A 22,783-nucleotide genomic window follows, 5' to 3' on the forward strand; every position below is an offset into this window, starting at 1 on the left:
AGCAAGTTGAAAAAATATCTTTACCTCGTACTAGCGAGTCTGAGTGGTTGAAAAAGATTCGTCACACAGCTTCTCACGTGATGGCGATGGCAGTACAAAAGCTATTTCCAAAGGCGCAAGTTACAATTGGTCCTTGGATTGAAAATGGGTTTTACTACGACTTTGATAATCCAGAACCATTTACTGAAAAAGATCTGAAAGCCATTTATAAAGAAATGGTTAAGATTATTAATCGTAAATTGCCGGTTGTTCGAGAAGAGGTTAGCCGAGAGGAAGCTGAGAACCGGATCAAAAAAATTAACGAACCTTATAAATTAGAAATATTAGCCGATATTAAGCAAGAGCCAATCACAATCTACCATTTGGGAGATGAATGGTGGGATTTGTGTGCAGGTCCTCATTTAGAAAATACCAGTCAACTTAACCCTAAAGCAATTGAGTTAGAAAATGTTGCGGGTGCTTACTGGCGTGGAGATGAAACCAAAGCACAGTTGCAACGGATTTATGCAACTGCTTGGGAATCGCCAGAACAACTGGCTGAGTACAAGCGGCGGAAAGAAGAAGCACTAAGAAGAGACCATAGGAAACTAGGTAAAGAACTGGGATTATTTATCTTCTCAGATGTAGTGGGACCTGGTTTACCCTTATGGACGCCTAAAGGAACTTTGTTACGGAATACTTTACAAGAATTCCTACAAAAAGAACAGCTAAAACGAGGTTATTTGCCAGTAGTAACACCTCACATCGCTAGAGTGGATTTATTTAAAACCTCTGGACACTGGCAAAAATACAAAGAAGATATGTTTCCGATGATGGCAGAGGACGAGGAAGCAAAAGCGTTGGAGCAAGGCTTTGTCCTCAAGCCAATGAATTGTCCATTCCATATCCAAATATATAAGAACGAACTGCGTTCTTATCGCGAGTTACCAATGCGACTAGCGGAATTTGGTACTGTTTATCGTTATGAGCAATCTGGCGAATTGGGTGGCTTGACGCGGGTAAGGGGTTTCACTGTAGATGATTCCCACTTATTCGTAACACCAGAACAGCTGGAGACGGAATTCCTCAACGTAGTGGATTTGACTTTGGCAGTCTTTAAGAGTCTTCAACTGAAAAACTTTAAAGCTAGGCTGAGTTTCAGAGATCCGTCGAGTGATAAGTATATTGGTTCTGATGAAGCGTGGGAAAAAGCTCAAGCAGCCATTCGTCGCGCAGTGGAAAAGTTGGAGATGGATCACTTTGAAGGGATTGGGGAAGCAGCGTTTTATGGTCCCAAACTCGACTTTATCTTCCAAGATGCTCTGGAACGGGAATGGCAATTAGGAACTGCCCAGGTAGATTATAATTTGCCAGAAAGGTTTGATCTGGAGTACGTTGCTGAAGATGGATCTCGCCAACGTCCAGTTATGATCCATCGCGCGCCTTTTGGTTCTCTTGAACGGCTGATCGGTATTTTGATTGAGGAGTATGCTGGAGATTTCCCGTTATGGTTAGCGCCAGAACAAGCAAGATTGCTACCAGTCAGTGACGCGCAATTGGATTTTGCTAAAGAGGTAGCGGCGAAAATGAGAGCAATCGACATTCGCGCTGAGGTGGATATGAGTGGCGATCGCCTTCCAAAAATGATCCGCAAAGCCGAAAAAGAGAAAATTCCTGTAATGATTGTGGTGGGAGCTAAGGAAGTTGAAACCAATACCTTGAGTATACGTACTCGGAAGTCTGGAGAACTGGGAGTTATCCCCGTTGATGAGGTTCTCCAAAAAATGAAGGATGCGATCGCCAACTTCGAGAATTTCTAAACCTCAGTACAATCGGCAGTATCCTTTGAGGACAATTACGTGTAAATTTAAATGACGATCAAGGCTTCAGGAGTCAGGAGTAAGAATTCAGAAGTCAGAATAAGTCTCGCTCTCAGATTTATACCTCTCTATCGATTCATTTAGCAGTCTTAAAGATTTGTTCTGGCTCCTGACTCCTGAATTCTTCTTATTCAAGACCGAAAAATAGTCTTCTTGGTTGTAAATCACAGCGTCTAAAGACTAGATTGTTAGTTTCCTCGTCCATAATGATGCAAGCCGCTGTGAAAAAATTGAACTCAAAACTTAAAATTGGTAATGTTGCTTCCCTAAAAAAGTAGTACTATTGTACTTTAGCACAATAGTACTACTACTCAACCCACTTAGTGTAAATGTGGGCTTCTGAGGTTTAAACTAAAGATAAGGCTATGCGTAAAGCAAAAGAAAAAGTTAAATCCCTGTTGAATAAATTGCCCGATGATTGCTCTATAGAGGATATTCAATACCATTTATATGTCATTAATAAAGTATGTCATGGTTTAGAAGTAGCCGAGACTGAAGGCACAATTCCACAGGAAGAAGCTGAAAAACGTTTAAGCAAATGGCTTATCAAGTAGTATGGTCTCCCAAAGCACTAGAAGATTTAGAAGCAATTGCTACTTATATTTCTCGCGACTCAGCTTCTTATGCTGCGTCGGTAGTTAACAAAATACTTGAAGCAACTCGTAACTTGGGTAAATTTCCTTTTTCAGGTCGGGTTGTTCCAGAATTCAGCGAAGATAATATCAGAGAACAGTTTGCATATAATTATCGGATTATTTATAAAGTTGATGATGATAACATCACAGTCGCAGCAGTGATTTATGGTAGAAGATTACTAGATAAGTTAGATACACAAACCTGACGAGTAGTATATATCAAGCACAATGCTTACACTACGTTTAAAAATTTCGATGCTACCCAAAATACGTTTGTAGGGGGAGTACAATTGTACCTCCCCCTACTGCTTTATATATTTCAAAGATTTTCTGAATCGGTATTAATTTGCGGGGAGTTAGGATAGTGCAGTTCCTAACTCTATAGCGGAAATGTATCCCTGGAAACTTTCTTGATAACACAAGCCCTTGCAGAACAGAGAATTACTCAGAGATATTCGTCAAACTTGGAACTTCAGAATCAGCTAATGTTGGAGTTGTAAAAATACGAGCATATAAACTCGATGGTTGCTGATCCGCCACAATAGGTAGAACATGACGAGCATGATCTGCTACTTCTGCTGTCTTCACATCATAAGTTTGTGTCGCCAATTTAGGGTAAAAACCAATCCCGATAATTGGAAGTAACAGACAAGCAGTGATAAATAGTTCACGGGGTTTGATATCTTTTACCACTGGATCTAGCACCAAACTCTCATCTTGGTTGCCATAGAACACTTGGCGTAAGAGCGATAGAAGATAAATAGGAGTTAAGATCACGCCAACAGCACTAAGCAATACAACCACGACTTTGAAGCTGGAACTGTAAACATCACTTGTGGCTATACCGAGAAACACCATCAACTCACCAACAAAGCCACTCATTCCTGGTAATGCTAGAGAAGCCATTGCACCAGCGGTAAATAGTGCAAATGTCTTTGGCATTACCTTACCGATACCGCCCATTTGATCCATCATCAAAGTGTGAGTACGCTCGTATGTCACACCGGAAAGGAAGAACAAGCAAGCAGCGATTAAACCGTGAGACACCATCTGTAGAACAGCGCCATTAACTCCAAGATCGGTGTAAGAGGCAATACCAATCAACACAAATCCCATGTGAGCGATAGAAGAGTACGCTAAGCGTCGCTTGAGATTTGTTTGTGCAAAAGCACAGAAAGCACCATAAATAATGTTTACTATACCTAGTATTAGCAGAACTGGAGCAAAGTAAACATGGGCGTTAGTCAACATTTCCATGTTGATGCGAATCAGCGCATAACCACCCATCTTCAATAAGACGCCTGCTAAAATCATTGAACCTGGTGCTGATGCTTCACCATGAGCATCTGGAAGCCAAGTATGTAGTGGAAAAATTGGCAGCTTGACACCAAAGGCAATTAAGAAACCAGCGTAGGCTAGTAATTCTAGGGCTTTGGGATATTGCCTCATTCCCAGAGTTGCCATATCGAAGGTGACAGTATCTCCAGCAAACGCCATTCCGAAAGCAGCGACTAAGATAAATATTGATGCAGCGGCAGTGTAGAGAATAAACTTGGTTGCAGCATAGCGGCGTTTTTGTCCACCCCAAATGGAAATTAGCAAGTACACAGGTACCAACTCTATTTCCCACATTAAGAAGAATAACAATAGATCTTGAGCAACAAACACACCAATCTGAGCGCTGTACATTACCAGCATCAGACCGTAAAATAAACGCGGCTTGGTTGTTACTTTCCAAGCCGCGAATATTGCGAGAGTGTTAATCAAACCTGTTAGTAGCACCAAGGGCATTGACAACCCATCAACTGCTACAGCCCAGCTCAATCCTATTTGTGGAACCCAAGGATATTTTTCTACCAGTTGGAACGAGTAGCTTTGAAAATCATACTTCAGCCAAAAAGCATAAATTGTTAATGCAAAGTCCGCGATCGCTACTCCTAAAGTGTACCAACGGACTGTTTTTCCATCTTTATCGGGAATCAAAGGGATGGCCATAGCAGCCATCAGGGGCAAGATAATAATGGTCGTTAACCATGGAAAATCAAGAGCATTCATCACTGACAATTATTTTGTAATTTCGTTTTAATTACATTATATTAAGCATATTTTACTTTTGTAAACGCATTTTTTGCCTGAAACATGAATTTTTCGATAAAAAAATAGTAATAATTACTTATTTATTGCCTAGTATTTATTCTATATGTCAATTTTTGTAAACTTTAAAGAAAGTGAATACTTTATCAGACGTTACATTACCATATGATTACGCTCTATTTTCAGGTTTAACTGAAATTAAAGTGGCACATAAGTTATTGATTATTGAATAGATATGTGTATTGCTAAAAAATTATTATATAAAGAAACGTAAATTGACCGTAGGGTGCGTTAGGCGCATTTTGAATATCATTTTTGACCATTTTCTGGACTTTTTGCGCCGTAATGCACCGCTATCAATGGTGCGTTATTAAGTTAGCGCACCTTAATTAATTGACAATTAAATTTATAAATTGCTCTGAACCCCAGTTCAAGGTGCTTTAAGGCTTCGCCTAACACACCCTACGGTCGCTTTTTGCACCTTGGGTATCAATAGAAAGCGATCGCACAACTGCTTCTACTCCCTCATTTTTCCAAGCTAAAGCCATTGCTGTTGCTACAGATTCCGCTTGGGACTTATTCGTCAAAGCCAATAACGTTGGACCAGCTCCACTAATTACCATGCCATAAGCACCAGCAGCAACCACTGCTTGATTCACAGCATCATAACCTTGAATCAAAGCTTTTCGGTAAGGTTGATGAAGTCTATCTTGCAAAGCAGCCCTTAACCAATCTTCTCTACCTGTTTGTAATCCGCGCAATAACAAACCTAAATGGGCTGTGTTGAAAATCGCATCTGCACGACTTACTTCAGTTGGTAAAACCCTTCGCGCTTCCTGGGTTGAAAGCTCAAAATTAGGAATTGCTACTACAGGAATCACATCATCAGACCAAGGAATCTCACAAATTTCCCAAGAGCTTTCCTGTGTTAACCCCGTCGCCGCTAAACGACAGCCTCCTAACAGTGCCGGGACTACATTATCTGGGTGTCCTTCTAACGCGATCGCCAACTCCGTCACCTGCGACTCGCTCAAGATTTCTCCACACAACAAATTAGCACCAAGCAACCCACCAACAATAGCCGTAGCCGAGCTACCCAAACCACGCGCCAGCGGTACACCAAGTTTAATGTCAATTTGCACAGGCGGCGGAGTCTGTTCCAAGTGTTGGTAAAACTTTACAAACGCCTGATACACCAAATTGCTGTCATCAGTTGTCACTTTTTGATATTCTTCACCAATAGCATTAATGACCAACGCTTCTGGAGTAGATTCAAGACGAGTAAACTGAAATTCGTTGTACAACGTTAAAGCTGCACCAATACAATCAAAACCCGGTCCCAAATTAGCAGTTGTAGCGGGTACGGTTACAGTAAAAGTAGGCAATTCAAAATTCCAGATTCAAAATTCAAAAATAAATAAACCTAGTTTCTAAAAGAAACCAGGTTTATCTTACCAAAAAAAGCGGGCTAACAGCTAATGACTGAGTTAACCCGTTAAGCTTTGGGAACGCGCTACAGAAATACTATTGCAATACCAACTTAACGTTGGCGTTTTGCAGACCGCGTTGTTTAACTTCAGTCAAGGTTTTGTTAACTGCATACTTTTGGTTGATGGAGTTGATCAACTCGGTTTGGTTGTGCTTCTTAGCAACGCCCCACAGGTCTGCGATTAGGTCAAAAGAACCATCGCTGTTGCGAGACCAACCTAGATCATACTCGCCTTCAAGAACTGCAACGATATCAGAGCGAACGCGCTGACCGTTGTAACCACGTACATCAGCCTCGGTCTTAACAGTGATACCCAAATCACGTAGAGAAGACTTGAGGATTTCTGCATCGGTGATCTTTGTACGTAGTGTGCTAAAATGAGACATTTGGGTTCCTCCAAAAGAGAAGAGATCGAAAAGGACAACGGTTTGTTTTAAGGTGCCGCGTATATCTTTACGCGGTTTTTTCGTAACTGCTAGCTTGGGTGCTAGCCTTTCCCCCTGTAGTAGCAGGAGAAAGCTTTTAGAACTCCATTCGCTGATACTCAGCGACGGAGGACGCTGCGGGTCGTGCTCGCTGTCTAGCCCAGTCTCTTAGGGCTGTTACCTGTTCTTGCATCGTGCGTGACAACGGCAATGTTGCTCTAATTGCAGCAATAATATCTAGTTGAGTGAACTCGCGATCTTGGGCAAAGGACTCGTACATAGCAGCCACAAGCGCTTGTTCAATTTCCGCCCCGGAAAATCCATCAGCTATTTTCGCCAGTTGTTCAAGATCAAATCTTGTGATATCTTTCCGGCGCTTGCTTAAGTGGATATTGAAGATGTCCTGACGTTCTTCAGGAGTAGGCAGATCTACAAAGAATATTTCATCGAAGCGACCTTTTCTCAAGAATTCTCCAGGCAAGCGTTCAACTCGGTTAGCTGTTGCCATAACGAACACTGGAGATTTTTTCTCTTGCATCCAGGTCAGGAATGAGCCAAATATTCGGCTAGATGTACCACCATCAGAATCACCAGAACCAGCACTCCCAGCAAAGGATTTATCTAATTCATCAATAAATAAAATTGCTGGAGAAATAGATTCTGCTGTTTTGAGAGCATTACGTAGGTTTGCTTCTGAACGTCCCACCATCGAGCCGTCATACACTCGCCCCATGTCTAACCGTAGCAGTGGTAAACTCCATAACCTTGAGGTCGTTTTGGCAATCAGAGACTTTCCGCATCCAGGAACACCTAGTATTAGCATTCCCTTTGGTTGGGGTAAGCCGTACTCTCTCGCTTTTTCTGTGAAAGCATTGGAGCGTTGCTTTAGCCACTTCTTTAACTCTTCCAAGCCACCAACTGCATCAATGGTTGCATCTTCTTCGATGTACTCTAGTATACCATTTCTGCGAATTAGTTGCTTTTTCTCAGACAAAACTATATCTATTTCATCTTCCGTTAGACGGCCTGTTGTTACCTGTGCCTTTCGGTAGACTTTTTCAGCTTCATCTTTAGTTAAACCCAGGGCAGCTTTTAGCAGCTTTTCTCTTGCCTCTGTTGTTAAACGTCGCCCACGATTTTGTTCTATGTGCTGTGTTAAAACTTTATTTAGTTCACCCATATCTGGCAACGGAAAGTCGAGAACGACTACTTCCTTTTCCAGTTCAATTGGTACTTGTTGCACAGGCGACATCAAAATGATGTTCTTCTGCATACCTTTGAAGCTGGCGATCGCATCTCGTAAAGATCTTGCCGTTGCCGGAGCATCAATAAAAGGATGTAAATCTTTAAGAATAAATATACCTGGCTCTCTTTGCCGAATTATCCACTCAATTGCAGCTTCGGGAGAAACCGTATTGTGTTGTGTAACGTTTCGAGGTTGACCGTACTCTACAATACCGTGAGTGACAGTCCAAACATATAAGCGCCTTTGTGGCTTTGATGTTTGTGCAATCGTGAAAATCGCCTGCTCAGCCCGCTCTTCCTCAGAGGTCACAAGGTATATTAAAGGGTATTGAGCCTGAACAAGGATATTGAGCTCTTCTTTCATATATCGACCTACTTGAGACCTTAAACAGACAGTACAGACATCGATTCTTCCCAATACTTGGGAATTATGAACGCATAATTCATAATTCCTAATCTAGCAAGGAACTAATTCTTCCTCGCTCTTTTGTTTTGTTTCGTCACATTCACCATGTTGCATATTGTCGATTGATAGGTGTTCCTGACCAATGATGCCAGGTTGATTGCCCAGACCCACTAATTCCCCATCTCGCAATACTAATGAACTCTCACAATTAGGACAAGAATAGACTCTATGAGTTCTTCCGTAGGAAGCTTCCTGCTCTTCGACTAATTCTGGGTTAGCCAAGTAAAACCCTAGAGCGCGTTCGGCAAGTTCTGACATAGGCTCGGAATCGATTGCTGAACGGATTTTTAACCTCTTGTGCAGTTCCGGTGATAAATACAAAGTAACCTTTTGCTTAGCTTGCATATAGCTTTTTAACAGTCTTACCCGGGTATGTATATCACGATATCGGCTCATTCTTGGCTTGTCAATACCCAATGACGCTTTAACGGCATTTTTGTAATGTTTCTTTACAAAGAGGATAATTAGGGAGAGATTTACAGCTTAGAAAAACGCGCCAAAGCTTTTGACAGAGACAATAGTTCTGTTTGTCCCTCCTAATGGTCATCTTTTAATGGTTAGATGGGGCACAAACCTGATAGATTTAGCTATCAGCGAGTAAAAACGGGTAACAATGAAAGTCCTGGTTATAGGTGGCGATGGCTATTGCGGTTGGGCAACCGCACTTTACCTTTCCAACCAAGGTTATGAGGTTGGAATTCTAGATAGCTTAGTGCGACGGCACTGGGATAACGAGTTAGGTGTTCAAACTCTCACCCCAATAGCACCAATTCAGCAGCGCATTCAGCGTTGGCACGATTTAACTGGTAAATCCATCGACTTGTTCATTGGCGATATTACAAATTACGAGTTTCTGAGCAAGGCGCTGCATCGATTCGAGCCAGAAGCCGTCGTGCATTTTGGTGAACAGCGTTCAGCACCTTTTTCGATGATTGACCGAGAACATGCTGTTTGTACCCAAGTGAATAATGTTGTTGGGACATTAAATTTACTGTATGCAATGCGGGAAGATTTCCCTAACTGTCACTTGGTAAAGCTGGGGACAATGGGTGAATATGGTACGCCCAACATTGATATTGAAGAAGGTTACATCACAATTGAACACAATGGGCGGAAAGATACTTTACCGTATCCCAAGCAGCCCGGAAGTATGTATCACCTGAGCAAAGTCCATGATAGCCATAATATCCACTTTGCCTGTCGAATTTGGGGATTAAGGGCAACAGACTTAAATCAAGGTGTAGTTTACGGCGTCCTCACTGAAGAAACAGGGATGGACGAATTGTTGATTAACCGTCTTGATTATGATGGAGTATTTGGTACAGCACTAAACCGCTTCTGTATTCAAGCAGCCATCGGACACCCGCTCACGGTTTATGGAAAAGGCGGGCAAACTCGTGGGTTCTTGGATATCAGAGATACAGTGCGATGTGTGGAAATAGCGATCGCTAATCCAGCCGAAGCAGGTGAATTCCGCGTGTTTAACCAATTTACCGAACAATTCAGTGTTGGTGACTTGGCAAATCTGGTGCAAAAAGTTGGTACTGGAATCGGACTAAAGGTGGAAATTAATCACCTAGAAAACCCAAGAATTGAGAGAGAAGAACATTACTACAACGCCAAAAACACCAAATTATTGGATCTAGGCTTACAACCTCACTATCTCTCTGATTCGTTACTTGATTCTCTCTTAAATTTCTCTATCAAGTACCAGAATCGAGTCGATTTTAACCATATTCTGCCAAAAGTCACTTGGCACAGAAAGTAGGATAACTCTTTCATGAGGCTGGTTACAAGACCTTATCTGGCTCAAGTGAGTCACTGGCCTAAAACTGGTCGTCATATTCTTGCACAGTATGACGATCAGTCCATAGTTGTTTATCAGGCTTATTCCCCAGCTATTGGTCATTTCGCCGCAACTCACGGTTATTTTGGTGGGGAATTTAAACTTGATCGGATGAGCTGGATAAAACCAAACTTTCTCTGGATGATGTATCGCTCGGGATGGGGTACAAAACCTGGGCAAGAGGTGGTACTAGCTATTCGGATTCAACGAGAGGCTTTTAATGAAATTTTAAAAGCAGCAGTGCATTCGGTGTTTGTGCCTGAACTCTATCCTAGCCGCATCGAATGGGAACAACAACTTAAATACTCACAAGTCCGCCTGCAATGGGATCCAGATCATAATCCATCTGGGGAAAAATTAGAGCGACGTGCTATTCAGTTAGGGCTACGTGGTATAGTCCTAGCTGCTTACGCACGCGATTGGATCGTGGACATTGAGAATATTTCAGAGTTCGTTTGTCAGCAACGGCAAACGAATGACTCGGAATTGATCACACCATACGAGACGGTTTACCCTGTTCCGAAAACCGAAATTGCTCACAAACTTGGAATAAATGAATATCCTGCCTGTACTGAATAGTTCTTATGCGAATTGCCCTGTTCACCGAAACCTTTTTACCTAAGGTTGATGGTATTGTGACACGCCTTAGCCATACCGTTGACCATCTACAGCGCAATGGTAACCAAGTACTGGTCTTTGCCCCAGAGGGTGGTATTTTAGAATACAAAGGAGCCAAAATTTTTGGTGTCTCTGGCTTTCCTTTGCCACTGTACCCAGAGTTAAAATTGGCACTTCCTCGTCCAGCAATTGGTCAAGCTGTGGAAGAGTTTAAGCCACATATTATTCATGTTGTTAATCCAGCAGTTTTGGGATTAGCAGGTATATTTTATGCCAAAATTCTTAATATTCCTTTAGTAGCCTCTTACCATACTCATTTGCCACAGTATCTTCAACATTATGGATTGGGAATGCTCGAAGGGTTGCTATGGGAATTGCTAAAGGCAAGCCATAATCAAGCAGCCTTAAATTTGTGTACCTCCACCGCGATGATGGAAGAACTAACAGCACACGGTATTGAAAGAGTCAATTTGTGGCAAAGAGGCGTAGATACAGAGACATTTCATCCTAGTTTAGCAAGTGAAGAGATGCGATCGCATTTGTCCCAAAATCATCCATCTAGTCCATTACTACTGTATGTTGGTCGCCTTTCCGCAGAAAAAGAAATTGAACGGATTAGACCAATTTTAGAAGCAATTCCTGACGCTAGATTAGCATTAGTCGGTGATGGTCCTCACCGTCAAGCATTAGAAAAACATTTTTTCGGAACAAATACCCATTTTGTCGGTTATCTATCTGGCAAAAAATTAGGTTCTGCCTTCGCTAGTGCAGATGCTTTTATCTTTCCTTCTAGAACCGAAACTCTGGGATTAGTGCTACTGGAGGCAATGGCGGCTGGGTGTCCAGTGGTAGCAGCACGTTCTGGGGGTATTCCTGATATTGTCTCAGACGGAGTCAATGGATATCTTTTTGAGCCAGAAGCAGATACAACTGGAGCGATCGCAGCTACTGTTCGTCTTTTAAAACAAAAAAAAGAACGAGAAATTATACGTCAAAATGCCCGTCAAGAAGCAGAACGCTGGGGATGGGCATCTGCCACACACCAGTTACAAACTTATTATCAAAAGATAATCTATTCTCAACAACTGGTAGGTGCAGCGTAGTAATGGGCATGGGGCAATGGGCATAGGGCATAGGGTAATAGGTGATGGGCAATGGGTGATGAGCATAGGGCAATGGGTGATGGATAAAAACTCTATCCCTATTCCTAGATTCTATTTTCCTGCTTCTCTACCCCATACCCCATGCCCCATTCCCTATGCCCATTGCCCCATTCCCTATGCCCCATTCCCCATGCCCCATCTATGACATACCTTAATTCTGGTAGCGTTCTAGCTAAATTAACTGAACTGAATCAGGTTAACTACACCCACACTTTACTACATCGTGTTAAAGACCTTTCTGTTAACGAATTTATTTGTTTACTAGACTTCATCACTGCTGAATTTCAACAATTCCTGAGAGCAATTGAACTGATCAATAATGAGGCGTTAGAAACTACCTTGGAAAAGGTGTTGCATGCTATTACGCTAAAAATTGGTCAAATTCTCCAAGCTGAACACACAACTATTTTTTTAGTTGATTACGATAAAGATCAGTTGTGGTCAAAAATTATTCGAGATAATACTGAAAAGCCTTTAGAAATTCGCATACCTATTAATGTTGGTATTCCTGGTCATGTTGCTAGTACATCTGAATATCTCAATATCGCTGAAACAACCACTCATCCTCTGTTTAGCTTAGAACTAGAAAAACAAATGGGCTACAAAATGCATAACATTTTATGTATGCCGGTTTTAAGCAGTAAAAACAAAGTTGTTGCAGTAGTACAACTAGCAAACAAAGCAGGAAGTCTTCCCTTCAATCATGAGGATGAGGAAAGTTTTCGAGATTTTGCATCTTCTATTGGCATTATTCTGGAAAGCTGTCAATCTTTCTTTGTAGCAGCCCGTAATCAGCGAGGCGCTACAGCTCTTTTACGAGCTACTCAAACATTAGGGCAAAGTCTCGATTTGGAAGCAACTTTGCGGATGGTGATGGAGCAAGCTCGAATTTTAATGCAAGCAGATCGCAGCACTTTGTTTTTGTATAGTAAAGAAGTGAACGAACTCTGGACAAAGGTTGCAGCTGCGGATGGCACAACAATGATCGAAATTCGCATACCTGCCAATCGTGGTATTGCCGGTTATGTGGCATCTACCGGTGAAGCACTAAATATAACCGATGCTTATAAAGATCCGCGTTTTGACCCGACTACGGATAAAAAAACAGGGTATTCAACTTGTAATATTTTGTGTTTGCCAGTGTTTAATTCGGCAAATGAATTGATTGGTGTAACTCAGTTAATTAATAAACAGCAAGGTAGCTTTACTACCTCTGATGAAGAATTTATGCGTGCTTTTAATATCCAAGCTGGAATTGCTTTGGAAAATGCCCGTTTATTTGAGAGTGTTTTATTAGAAAAACAATATCAAAAAGATATCCTGCAAAGCTTATCAAATGCTGTTATTTCTACAGATATGGAGGGCCGAATTGTCACCATTAATGATGCAGCTTTACAGTTACTTGGTTGTCCATTAGAAGAAGCTAATAGCAAATACAACAAACGTCTATGGGAAGAAAATTTAATTAATCGCTCGGTTTGGGAAGTTGTACCAATTGATAACTTACAAATGCGTCTGGAGGATAGTTTAAAAACTGGCGCAAAACATTTTGTTCCAGAGCAGAATTTGACAGTTGGATTGTCTCTGGCGACTTTGAGTACAGCGTCACAAAAAACAAGAGATGTTTATATTATGACAGTGCGCGATCGCACGCAGCCACATGTTGAGCTTCCCTGGAATCTACCGATAAACTCTGAGTCATCTGTACTGAATACTACTTATGTTAAGCAAATAGAACGCAGTGTGAATTTAACTGTTAACCCATTGACTAACCCAGAGGGTGGAGTGCGGGGAGGTTTGATAGTACTGGAAGATATCAGTCAAGAAAAACGCATGAAAACCACTATGTATCGCTACCTCACTCCTCGTGTAGCAGAACAAGTTTTAGCACTGGGAGAGGATGCTTTGATGGTGGGCGAGCGTAAAGAAGTTACCATCTTATTTTCCGATATCCGAGGCTACACGACACTTACGGAAAATCTTGGTGCTGCTGAAGTTGTTTCCCTACTAAATCAGTATTTTGAAACGATGGTAGAGGCAGTTTTTAACTATGAAGGTACTCTAGATAAGTTTATTGGGGATGCCTTAATGGCTGTTTTTGGTGCACCTTTACCTTTGTTGGAAAATCATGCATGGAGAGCAGTGCAGGCGGCTTTAGATATGCGCCATCGATTAGCAGAATTTAACCGACGGCGGATTATCCAAGAACAACCCCAAATTAATATTGGTATTGGGATTAGTTCAGGAGAAGTGGTTTCAGGGAATATTGGCTCTCGTAAACGTATGGACTACACCGTTATTGGAGATGGTGTAAATTTGAGTTCTCGCTTGGAAGGGGTTACTAAAGAATACGGTTGCGACATTATTTTAAGCGAGTTTACTTACCAATTGTGTAGCGATCGCATTTGGGCGCGTGAGTTAGACAAAATTCGTGTTAAAGGAAAACATCAAGCAGTCAATATCTACGAGTTGATTAGCGATCGTAATACTTCCCTCAACACTACTACACAAGAATTTTTATCTCTTTACGAAGCTGGACGTACTGCTTATTTAGCACGCAATTTTCAGGAAGCGATCATCCACTTTCAAGCTGCGAAAAACATCCGACCAAAAGACCAGGCTGTTAATATCCACCTTGAACGCGCTATGAACTACCTTCAACAACCTCCCCCAGATTCTTGGCAAGGAATCTCCACCATAATCACCAAAAGCTAATAGTTCTCTTTACTCCCCTCTGTGCCCCTGCTCCCCCGTCTCCCACTGCCTCACTTCTCTTGGTCATTACTAAAGGGATTATCACCAATTCCCAATTCTTTTTTTGACTGCCTCAGTTGTTGCCAAAGAGCTTTTATTTGGTGGTAAGCTTCTTCTGGAGATATTTTGCCAGATGTTTCTAGACTACAAATGTAAGTAATTTTTTGAGCAAATTCCTGCAAATTGGCGTTGAAAACTATGTTTTCTGGTTTGACTTGACCGTAGTACCGAGTACGAGGATAAAGAAAATCATCTTTATTCACTTTTCGTTTTCTCCATTAATGATATTAACGATCTCACTTTCTTGTAAAACCCTAAATTGAACTACCAGCACTACTGGTTCAGTCTCTTTGGGGATTAGTTATTTATTGGACTATATCTAGTTAATGAACTTTAGTGGACAAGGCTGCTAGAAAAGTATTAATCTATACTAAAAATTTTTTTTATACATTTTACCTGTTCAAATAGTTGGACAACCCAATGTAAACAAAGCTACAGACGAGAGTCTTCAGTGGAAATACTAGACTAATTAAGAGTTAAATGGGAAGTAATCGTAAGATATCAGGGTGCTAAAATTTTCAGGGATTAAATTTGTGCGTACTTAAACGACTAAAGATAAAATAGTTAAGCTTAAAAGTATGAATACTACCCGTTGCCCATAACTTTAACGTTGATCATGTCAGCCCATTCAAAAATATATGAAGGCAAAGCGAAAATCCTCTACACAACGGATGATCCAAACATTTTATTAGCTCAATTTAAAGATGATGCAACCGCCTTCAACGCCCAAAAGCGAGGAACGATTTTAGATAAAGGTGCTATAAACTGTAGCATTTCCAGTAAACTCTTTCAAGAGTTGGAGAAGTATGGTGTTCCCACTCACTATATAGACAACCCAAGCCAGAATCAAATGCGGGTGAAGTCGGTTAAGATTTTGCCATTGGAAGTGGTTGTCAGGAATATTGCTGCTGGTAGTCTTTGTCACCAAACAGGGTTACCTTTAGGCCAGGTGATCAAACACCCATTAGTGGAGTTTTATTATAAAAATGACTCTTTAGGAGATCCTTTATTGACACGAGATCGCCTCTATTTATTAGAGCTAGCGACTCCGGAACAAGTTGACACAATTACCCATCTAGCATTAGAAATCAATAATTTTCTAAGAGACTTTTTCCTGCGGTGCGGCATGACCCTAGTAGACTTCAAAGTAGAATTTGGTGTGGACGCTCAACAGAATCTGCTCTTGGCGGATGAAATTAGCCCTGATACCTGTCGTTTATGGGATACATCTACTATAAGCGACCCTGAACGCCGTGTTTTAGATAAAGACCGTTTCCGTAAAGACTTAGGAAATGTAGAGCAAGCCTACCAGGAGGTTTTACAAAGAGTCCTGAAAGCAGTAAATAGTAATAAATAAGTGTGTAAAAAATCAACTAAACTCGTGTGGATTGTCATTTGTCGTTTGTTTAGTGTTAGTTGTATTTTTGACCAATTATCAATGACTAATGACTAATACTACCTTTTAGTGGTGTGCGGAAGTGAAAAAAAATCTAAATAAAATGCGCGTATCTCCCATTTTAGCGACAGTGGTGGCAATAACAGCCCCTCTTAGCAGTTCGTTAAGTGCAAATGCACAAACCCTTGACGGCTCGAAAGAAAAAGCAAAGGTGTTTTCATCAACAAATCAGGAACACCGAATTATTAAGCTGTTACAACCTACGCCCGTATCCGTGGCGAACCCAGAGGTTATCAAATCAACCTTCAGCAGTATAAAAACAGCACAAAACCCTTCGCAAACAAGCCCTTCTATCGACATTTCTCCTTCAAATACCCCACAAAATAACATTCCAATTCAACGCAATCCTAACCAGATTGTTCCAAACACTCCACAAAATAACATTCCAATTCAACGCAATCCTAACCAGATTGTTCCAAACACCCCACAAAATAACATTCCAATTCAACGCAATCCTAACCAGATTGTTCCAAATACCCCACAAAATAACGCTCCGATTCAACGCAATCCTAGCCAACCTCCAGAGCAATCAGTCCCCCCAACAGCCCCAAACAGCATCTCACCCGAGCAAGAACAAGAATCGCAAGCACCCGAAACTCGTGTACTTGTTTCTGAAGTACAGATTAGATCTGAGATAGGACAACTCACGCCGGATCTAGAGAGCCAAATTTATAAAGTAATTCGCACCCAACCGGGGCGAACAACAACCCGCTCTCAGCTACAAGATGATATCAACTCCATATTTTCTACTGGGTTCTTCTCAAATGTTCAAGCAGTGCCAGAAGATACTCCTTTAGGCGTAAGGGTGAGCTTTGTTGTTCGACCTAATCCTGTTTTGAATAAAGTACAAGTTCAAGCAAACTCTGGTACAAATGTTCGATCAGTAATACCCCCTACTGCTGTAGATGATATATTTCGTAATCAGTATGGCAAAATCCTCAATCTACGAGACTTACAAGAAGGTATCAAGCAATTAACAAAGCGATACCAAGACCAGGGTTACGTTTTGGCAAACGTAATTGGCTCTCCACAAGTATCTCCAAATGGGGTTGTTACTTTGCAGGTGGCTGAAGGGGTGGTAGAAAATATTCGTGTTCGGTTCCGCAATAAACAAGGTGAAGAAGTAAACCAAAAGGGACAACCGATCCGTGGTCGAACTCAACCATATATTATAACCCGGGAACTGCAATTAAAGCCAGGACAAGTATTTAACCGCAATATAGTACAAAAAGACTTACAGAGAGTATTCGGACTGGGACTATTTCAAGACGTGAATGTTTCTCTTGACCCTGGTAGTGACCCAAGTAAAGTAGATGTTGTAGTGAATGTAGTTGAGCGCAACAGTGGTTCTATCGGAGCAGGTGCAGGTATTAGTTCCGCCAATGGTCTATTTGGTACTGTCAGCTATCAACAGCAAAACCTAAATGGGAGAAACCAAAAATTAGGTGCAGAGCTAGAGATAGGACAGCGAGATAGTCTATTATTTAACCTCCGCTTTACAGATCCTTGGATAGCAGGAGACCCTTATCGGACTTCTTATACTGCTGATATTTTCCGTAGGCGGTCGATTTCGTTGATTTTTGATGGTAAAAATAATAACATTCAAACCGTAGCTCCGAAAAATGCAGCAGCAACAGACGGAGATCGCCCTCGTGTTGTACGTCTAGGTGGAGGTGTAAACTTTACCCGCCCCTTGTCAAAAAACCCTTACGAAGCATCTGAGTGGACGGCTTCAGCAGGTTTTCAGTATCAGAGAGTCACAATTCAGGACTCTAATGGTAATAGTAGAAACCTAGGAAAGTTATCAACCTCAGGCGAGGACTGTATTGCAAATAAGGATTGTCTTAACTTGACTAAATCTGGAGGAGATAGCGACGATTTGCTGCTAGTACAACTCGGGCTTGCACGCGATCGCCGAAATAATCCACTTGTACCTACAAAAGGTTCGTTCCTTCGCTTTGGGCTTGATCAGTCAGTACCAATAGGATCAGGTAGTATTTTGCTTACCAGGCTCAGAGGTAGCTACAGCCAATATCTCCCTGTAAAATTAACCCACTTTAGCAAAAAGCCAGAAACTATCGCTTTTAACATTCAAGCAGGAACTATACTGGGTGACTTACCTCCTTATGAAGCCTTCACCTTGGGTGGTAGTAACTCTGTTCGAGGTTATGACGAAGGAAGATTAGGTAGTGGACGCACTTTCTTGCAAACATCTCTTGAGTATAGATTTCCAGTCTTTTCAATAGTCAGTGGCGCATTATTTTTTGACTTTGGTTCCGACTTGGGAACGAGCGATCGCGCCTCTTCATTGCTCAATAAACCTGGAACTGGCTTCGGCTATGGTCTTGGTGTGCGAGTCCAATCACCACTAGGCCCAATTCGCGTTGATTACGGTCTTAATGGCGACGGCGGTCACCAAATCAATTTCGGTATTGGGGAAAGGTTTTAATGAGAAGAATTCAGGAGTCAGGAGTCAGGAGCCAGAATGAAGTATATTGCAACTGGTCGATTAATAAAGGGCTTTCAAAATTTTGTTCTTCTGAATTCTGAATTCTGTCTCCTGACTCCTTTTTTAATAATGAGTTATTGACTATTATGCAACAATGCTCTTTAGCAGCGTCAATCACCCAAATAGGAGTAGGACTACATAGTGGTGTAAGCACCTGTGTCCGTATACTACCTGCACCACCGGGAAGTGGGCGGTACTTTGTACGGGTTGATCTACCAGAAACTCCAATAATTCCAGCACAAGTAGCGGCTGTTAGTCAAACTGTTCTGTCAACTCAGTTAGGCAAAGAAGAAGCTTGTGTTCGGACAGTGGAACATTTATTAGCAGCTCTTGCTGGAATGGGTGTGGATAATGCACGGATTGAAATTGACGGTTCAGAAGTGCCGCTTCTGGACGGTTCGGCAAGTATATGGGCACAGAGTATAGCTCAAGTTGGGTTGGTAGAACAAACTCTAGCTGTAAGGGAGGTTTCCCAACCAATAGAAGAGCCAATTTGGGTGCGCCAAGATGATGCGTTTGTTTGTGCTTTACCAGCACCAGAAACTCGCTTTACCTATGGCATTGACTTTGATTTACCTGCTATTGGTAACCAATGGCACAGCTTTTCATTAATTACTGAAGGAGCAAAAGCCTGTAATACTTTTGCTACCGAAATTGCTCCTGCCCGTACTTTTGGACTATTGCATCAAATAGAACAATTGCAGCAGGCTGGTTTAATTAAAGGTGGAAGCTTGGATAATGCTTTAGTTTGCGGACCACAAGGCTGGTTAAATCCTCCTTTAAGATTTGCAAATGAGCCAGTCCGTCATAAGATCTTAGATTTAGTAGGAGATTTGAGCTTACTTGGAAATTTTCCACATGCTCACTTCTTAGCGTACAAAGCAAGTCACAATTTACACATTCAACTGGCGCAAAAAATTTTGGATTTAAGAGTGGTTAATCATTAGTAAAATAAGCTCTCGGGTGACGCTCGTCCCGACGCTCGTTACTCGCTAACGAATCACGCTCCCACTTGTGAAGAAGGCGCACTCACCTGGGCTGGAAAACGCTTCCTGTGAAGGTGTCCTCCACGATGCAGTGGCTGATTAACAATCCAAAATTACGTCAGTTGCTACTGTAGCGCAAGTCGTCGTACAAGCATATACAAAGAGATTCTTGCTGAAAGACAACAGTCTGAAACGAGAATAGCTTCTTTAAAATGCGCGTTGTCTCAACAGACACACTGCTAAAGTCGCAAAGTCGAATCGAAGCAAGTATCCGTTGAAACCTTCATCCCTCGACTGGCTAAACTTTTTGCAAAAACTAAACTTAAAATAGAGTCAATGTCAAGCGTCACAGAAATTAATACCGCCGATATTCCTGTATCCGCATCTACTCAATCTCAGTCAGATAATGTTACAAATAACCCATCTGACAAAAAAGTTATTTTCACGGTAGAACAGATTCAGCAACTGTTACCTCACCGCTATCCCTTTGCGCTTGTAGACAGGATTATTGACTATGTTCCAGGGAAGAGTGCTGTTGGTATTAAAAACGTCACGTTTAATGAACCCCATTTTCAAGGGCATTTTCCAGGGCGTCCTCTAATGCCAGGAGTACTGATTATAGAAGCAATGGCACAAGTTGGCGGAGTTGTTATGACTCAATTGCCAGAATTTGATGGTGGACTTTTCTTATTTGCTGGTATAGATAAAGTCCGCTTCCGCCGTGAAGTCGTACCAGGTGATCAATTAGTGATGACCTTGGAACTGTTATGGGTAAAACAACGTCGTTTCGGTAAGATGCAAGGTCGTGCCGAAGTTGATGGTCAACTCGCTGCCGAGGGCGAATTGATGTTTTCCGTAACCAAGTAAAAAATTGTTTAGTAGTAAAGACACCATTAAAGTGTGTCTTTACTGAGCCATAAATTATCGATTTTGACTTTTGACCTCCCCGCAGGGGCTGGCAGTCCTCACACAAACAATCAGCTAACTTCGGCCATAAAAATACTTAACTCTCAGCATTAGACTGTTCTGGAGATGCACCCTTGAAGACACTTATTCATCCAACTGCTGTAATTCATCCAAATGCGGAACTCCATCCTACAGTACAAGTTGGTGCCTATGCTGTGATTGGAGGACAAGTGAAAGTTGGTCCTGAAACTGTTATTGGCGCTCACGTTGTGCTAGAAGGACCTCTCGAAATTGGAATGCGAAATCAGATTTTTCCTGGAGCCGCTATTGGGATGGAACCCCAGGATCTGAAGTTTGTGGGAGAACGCAGTTGGGTGAAAATTGGGGACGATAACTTGATTCGCGAGTACGTCACCATCAATCGTGCTACTGGTGCAGGTGAAGCCACTACGATTGGCAACGGTAATTTGCTAATGGCTTATGCTCATGTAGCTCATAACTGTGTAATTGAAGACTTTGTAGTGATTCCAAATTCTGTAGCGCTAGCAGGTCACGTTTATATAGAGTCAAGAGCAAGGCTTGGCGGGGTTTTGGGTGTCCATCAATTTGTACACATTGGCAGAATGTCAATGGTAGGAGGTATGGCTCGAATCGACCGAGATGTGCCTCCATATATGCTAGTTGAAGGAAATCCAGCACGAGTGCGATCGCTCAATCTTGTTGGACTTAAACGATCTGGTCTTGATCCAGTCGATTTACAAATCCTCAAAAAAGCCTTCCGTATTCTCTACCGTTCTGACTTAACTTTTAAGGAAGCTTTGGAAGAACTGGAAACGCTAGGTGACACCGAGGAGTTACAAAACCTTCGTCGCTTCCTGCTACTTTCCCAAATGCCAGGAAGACGCGGTTGCATCCCCGGTAAAGGCAAAAAAGCCCTCGTTAATGATGACTAATTCGTCTACCTCGCCCCGCTTTCTAACTTTTGAACGCCAGTTGCTTCAAGTCGGCAAAGCCGCCCAACGCACTGGCTCCTTTTGACTTCCCCAAAGGGGCTGCTCCCTCTTAAGAAAAAATGCGAATATTTATCAGCACTGGTGAAGTGTCTGGCGATTTACAAGGATCATTGTTAATTGCTGCTTTGAAGCGCCAAGCAGCGCAATATGACTTGGAATTAGAAATTGTGGCGTTAGGTGGGGAGAAAATGGTTTCTTCTGGCGCTACCCTTATTGGGAATACCACAAGTATTGGTTCTTTTGGTTTGTTAGAATCAGTACCTTATATCTTGCCTACTCTCCAGCTACAGCGACGAGCGATCGCCTATCTCAAACAGCATCCACCTGATTTGGTTGTGCTGATCGACTATATGGGACCAAATCTGGCGATCGGCAAATATATTCGTCGTCATCTTCCACAAGTACCAGTGGTCTATTATATTGCGCCACAAGTTTGGGTTTGTCCAATTACTCCTCGTGATACATCTCGTATTATTGCTGTTAGTGACAAGCTATTAGCTATCTTTCCCGGAGAAGCACGTTACTTCCAAGAGCAAGGAGCAAAAGTTACTTGGGTAGGACATCCATTGGTAGATAGAGTAAAGGATTTCCCCAACCGAGAAGCGGCACGTAGTAAGTTGGGAATTCTAGATGATGTCAAGAGTATAGCGCTTCTGCCCGCCTCCCGTAGTCAAGAAATCAAATATCTCTTGCCAGTCATGTTTCAGACTGCTCAGATTATTCAAAATAAATTCCCTGATGTGCATTTCTGGATTCCCCTTTCTCTGGAAATTTACAGGAAATCAATTGAACAGGCGATACAACAATATAATATAAAAGCTACCGTAGTATCTGAGCTACAAAAAGAAGTCTTAGCGGCTGCTGATTTAGCAATTACTAAGTGTGGTACCGTCAACTTAGAACTAGCACTGCTAAATGTGCCACAGGTAGTTCTGTATCGCGTTCACCCTTTCACTTATTGGGTTGCTCGAAAAATTTTAAAAATTGCTTTCCCCTTCGCTTCACCCACGAATTTAATGGTGATGAAGCCGATTGTGCCAGAGTTTATCCAAGAACAAGCAACACCAGAGAATCTTTCTCAAGCAGCTTTTGAATTATTACAAAATCAAAAGCGTCAACAGCAAATGCAAGAAGATTACCAGGAAATGCGACAAGCTATAGGAGAAGTAGGAGTGTGCGATCGCGCTGCTAACGAAATTTTGCAAATGATCAAATGATATGATTAGACATATTGCTGCGTTAATTTAACATCACACTTC

19 protein-coding genes are annotated in these 22,783 nt (G+C 41.9%); 13 read left to right on the forward strand and 6 right to left on the reverse strand.

Annotation, left to right across the window (positions count from 1 at the left end):
• The 3 genes from thrS to G4P69_RS17800 form a co-directional block, all read left to right on the forward strand.
• A partial coding sequence (thrS, locus tag G4P69_RS17790) for a threonine--tRNA ligase (protein WP_208350686.1) occupies positions 1–1,799 on the forward strand: 1,799 nt, incomplete at its 5' end.
• 425 nt (positions 1,800–2,224) lie between these two features.
• A complete protein-coding gene (locus tag G4P69_RS17795; RefSeq protein WP_208345767.1) occupies positions 2,225–2,413 on the forward strand; it encodes a hypothetical protein in 189 nt (62 codons plus the stop codon).
• On the forward strand, positions 2,398–2,700 hold the full coding sequence (locus G4P69_RS17800; protein ID WP_208345765.1) for a type II toxin-antitoxin system RelE/ParE family toxin: 303 nt from the start codon (positions 2,398–2,400) through the stop codon (positions 2,698–2,700). The genes G4P69_RS17795 and G4P69_RS17800 overlap by 16 nt, the downstream gene beginning before the upstream one ends.
• 235 nt (positions 2,701–2,935) lie before the next feature.
• On the opposite strand, the gene G4P69_RS17805 is transcribed toward G4P69_RS17800, so the two are convergent.
• The 5 genes from G4P69_RS17805 to G4P69_RS17825 form a co-directional block, all read right to left on the reverse strand.
• Positions 2,936–4,549 carry an NAD(P)H-quinone oxidoreductase subunit 4 gene (locus G4P69_RS17805; protein WP_208350790.1) on the reverse strand — a complete coding sequence of 538 codons (1,614 nt, stop codon included), beginning with the start codon at positions 4,547–4,549 and terminating at the stop codon, positions 2,936–2,938.
• Between the two features lie 491 nt (positions 4,550–5,040).
• Positions 5,041–5,973 (reverse strand): homoserine kinase, encoded by a 933-nt coding sequence (gene thrB / locus G4P69_RS17810; RefSeq protein WP_208350688.1) that lies wholly within the window; start codon positions 5,971–5,973, stop codon positions 5,041–5,043.
• Between the two features lie 139 nt (positions 5,974–6,112).
• Positions 6,113–6,463 carry a DUF1257 domain-containing protein gene (locus tag G4P69_RS17815; RefSeq protein ID WP_208350690.1) on the reverse strand — a complete coding sequence of 117 codons (351 nt, stop codon included), beginning with the start codon at positions 6,461–6,463 and terminating at the stop codon, positions 6,113–6,115.
• A gap of 136 nt (positions 6,464–6,599) precedes the next feature.
• The gene (gene ycf46 / locus G4P69_RS17820) at positions 6,600–8,111 is read right to left on the reverse strand and encodes a stress-responsive protein Ycf46 (RefSeq protein ID WP_208350693.1); all 1,512 of its coding nucleotides are present in this window, start codon (positions 8,109–8,111) and stop codon (positions 6,600–6,602) included.
• A gap of 93 nt (positions 8,112–8,204) precedes the next feature.
• Complete coding sequence (locus G4P69_RS17825; RefSeq protein WP_208350792.1) at positions 8,205–8,558, reverse strand: hypothetical protein; 354 nt, start codon at positions 8,556–8,558, stop codon at positions 8,205–8,207.
• A gap of 268 nt (positions 8,559–8,826) precedes the next feature.
• On the opposite strand from G4P69_RS17825, the gene G4P69_RS17830 reads away from it, so the two are divergent.
• The 4 genes from G4P69_RS17830 (at position 8,827) to G4P69_RS17845 (ending at position 14,555) form a co-directional block, all read left to right on the forward strand.
• Positions 8,827–9,981, forward strand: coding sequence for an NAD-dependent epimerase/dehydratase family protein (locus G4P69_RS17830; RefSeq protein WP_208350696.1), 1,155 nt, complete (start codon positions 8,827–8,829; stop codon positions 9,979–9,981).
• Between the two features lie 12 nt (positions 9,982–9,993).
• Positions 9,994–10,638 (forward strand): DUF4291 domain-containing protein, encoded by a 645-nt coding sequence (locus tag G4P69_RS17835; protein WP_208350699.1) that lies wholly within the window; start codon positions 9,994–9,996, stop codon positions 10,636–10,638.
• Between the two features lie 5 nt (positions 10,639–10,643).
• The gene (locus tag G4P69_RS17840; RefSeq protein ID WP_208350701.1) at positions 10,644–11,780 is read left to right on the forward strand and encodes a glycosyltransferase family 4 protein; all 1,137 of its coding nucleotides are present in this window, start codon (positions 10,644–10,646) and stop codon (positions 11,778–11,780) included.
• A 201-nt stretch (positions 11,781–11,981) separates the two neighbouring features.
• On the forward strand, positions 11,982–14,555 hold the full coding sequence (locus tag G4P69_RS17845; RefSeq protein ID WP_208350704.1) for an adenylate/guanylate cyclase domain-containing protein: 2,574 nt from the start codon (positions 11,982–11,984) through the stop codon (positions 14,553–14,555).
• A gap of 50 nt (positions 14,556–14,605) precedes the next feature.
• Here the strand turns inward: G4P69_RS17845 and G4P69_RS17850 are convergent, their stop codons facing one another.
• Positions 14,606–14,857, reverse strand: coding sequence for a DUF7219 family protein (locus G4P69_RS17850; protein WP_208350708.1), 252 nt, complete (start codon positions 14,855–14,857; stop codon positions 14,606–14,608).
• A gap of 413 nt (positions 14,858–15,270) precedes the next feature.
• Between G4P69_RS17850 and purC the strand changes: the two genes are divergently transcribed.
• The 6 genes from purC (at position 15,271) to lpxB (ending at position 22,741) form a co-directional block, all read left to right on the forward strand.
• A complete protein-coding gene (gene purC / locus G4P69_RS17855; RefSeq protein WP_208350710.1) occupies positions 15,271–16,011 on the forward strand; it encodes a phosphoribosylaminoimidazolesuccinocarboxamide synthase in 741 nt (246 codons plus the stop codon).
• 142 nt (positions 16,012–16,153) lie between these two features.
• Positions 16,154–18,559, forward strand: a complete 2,406-nt coding sequence (locus tag G4P69_RS17860) for a BamA/TamA family outer membrane protein (RefSeq protein ID WP_208350796.1) — start codon at positions 16,154–16,156, stop codon at positions 18,557–18,559.
• A 146-nt stretch (positions 18,560–18,705) separates the two neighbouring features.
• Positions 18,706–19,566: a UDP-3-O-acyl-N-acetylglucosamine deacetylase gene (gene lpxC / locus G4P69_RS17865; RefSeq protein WP_208350713.1), complete on the forward strand. Its 861-nt coding sequence runs from the start codon at positions 18,706–18,708 to the stop codon at positions 19,564–19,566.
• A 375-nt stretch (positions 19,567–19,941) separates the two neighbouring features.
• Complete coding sequence (gene fabZ / locus G4P69_RS17870) at positions 19,942–20,472, forward strand: 3-hydroxyacyl-ACP dehydratase FabZ (RefSeq protein ID WP_208350717.1); 531 nt, start codon at positions 19,942–19,944, stop codon at positions 20,470–20,472.
• A gap of 173 nt (positions 20,473–20,645) precedes the next feature.
• Positions 20,646–21,464 carry an acyl-ACP--UDP-N-acetylglucosamine O-acyltransferase gene (gene lpxA, locus G4P69_RS17875; protein WP_208350718.1) on the forward strand — a complete coding sequence of 273 codons (819 nt, stop codon included), beginning with the start codon at positions 20,646–20,648 and terminating at the stop codon, positions 21,462–21,464.
• A 119-nt stretch (positions 21,465–21,583) separates the two neighbouring features.
• Entirely contained in the window at positions 21,584–22,741 is a 1,158-nt protein-coding gene (lpxB, locus tag G4P69_RS17880; protein ID WP_208350720.1) for a lipid-A-disaccharide synthase, read from the forward strand.
• Positions 22,742–22,783: the final 42 nt, after the last annotated feature.

This window comes from Aetokthonos hydrillicola CCALA 1050 (genome assembly GCF_017591665.1).
GTDB lineage: Bacteria > Cyanobacteriota > Cyanobacteriia > Cyanobacteriales > Nostocaceae > Aetokthonos > Aetokthonos hydrillicola.

Bases quoted from the DNA above. Each gene is read 5' to 3' on its own strand.
- G4P69_RS17795 (WP_208345767.1), top strand. From the start codon at position 2,225: ATGCGTAAAGCAAAAGAAAAAGTTAAATCCCTGTTGAATAAATTGCCC.
- G4P69_RS17800 (WP_208345765.1), top strand. From the start codon at position 2,398: ATGGCTTATCAAGTAGTATGGTCTCCCAAAGCACTAGAAGATTTAGAA.
- G4P69_RS17805 (WP_208350790.1), bottom strand. From the start codon at position 4,549: ATGAATGCTCTTGATTTTCCATGGTTAACGACCATTATTATCTTGCCC.
- G4P69_RS17815 (WP_208350690.1), bottom strand. From the start codon at position 6,463: ATGTCTCATTTTAGCACACTACGTACAAAGATCACCGATGCAGAAATC.
- ycf46 (WP_208350693.1), bottom strand. From the start codon at position 8,111: ATGAAAGAAGAGCTCAATATCCTTGTTCAGGCTCAATACCCTTTAATA.
- G4P69_RS17825 (WP_208350792.1), bottom strand. From the start codon at position 8,558: ATGCAAGCTAAGCAAAAGGTTACTTTGTATTTATCACCGGAACTGCAC.
- G4P69_RS17830 (WP_208350696.1), top strand. From the start codon at position 8,827: ATGAAAGTCCTGGTTATAGGTGGCGATGGCTATTGCGGTTGGGCAACC.
- G4P69_RS17835 (WP_208350699.1), top strand. From the start codon at position 9,994: ATGAGGCTGGTTACAAGACCTTATCTGGCTCAAGTGAGTCACTGGCCT.
- G4P69_RS17840 (WP_208350701.1), top strand. From the start codon at position 10,644: ATGCGAATTGCCCTGTTCACCGAAACCTTTTTACCTAAGGTTGATGGT.
- G4P69_RS17845 (WP_208350704.1), top strand. From the start codon at position 11,982: ATGACATACCTTAATTCTGGTAGCGTTCTAGCTAAATTAACTGAACTG.
- purC (WP_208350710.1), top strand. From the start codon at position 15,271: ATGTCAGCCCATTCAAAAATATATGAAGGCAAAGCGAAAATCCTCTAC.
- G4P69_RS17860 (WP_208350796.1), top strand. From the start codon at position 16,154: ATGCGCGTATCTCCCATTTTAGCGACAGTGGTGGCAATAACAGCCCCT.
- lpxC (WP_208350713.1), top strand. From the start codon at position 18,706: ATGCAACAATGCTCTTTAGCAGCGTCAATCACCCAAATAGGAGTAGGA.
- fabZ (WP_208350717.1), top strand. From the start codon at position 19,942: ATGTCAAGCGTCACAGAAATTAATACCGCCGATATTCCTGTATCCGCA.
- lpxB (WP_208350720.1), top strand. From the start codon at position 21,584: ATGCGAATATTTATCAGCACTGGTGAAGTGTCTGGCGATTTACAAGGA.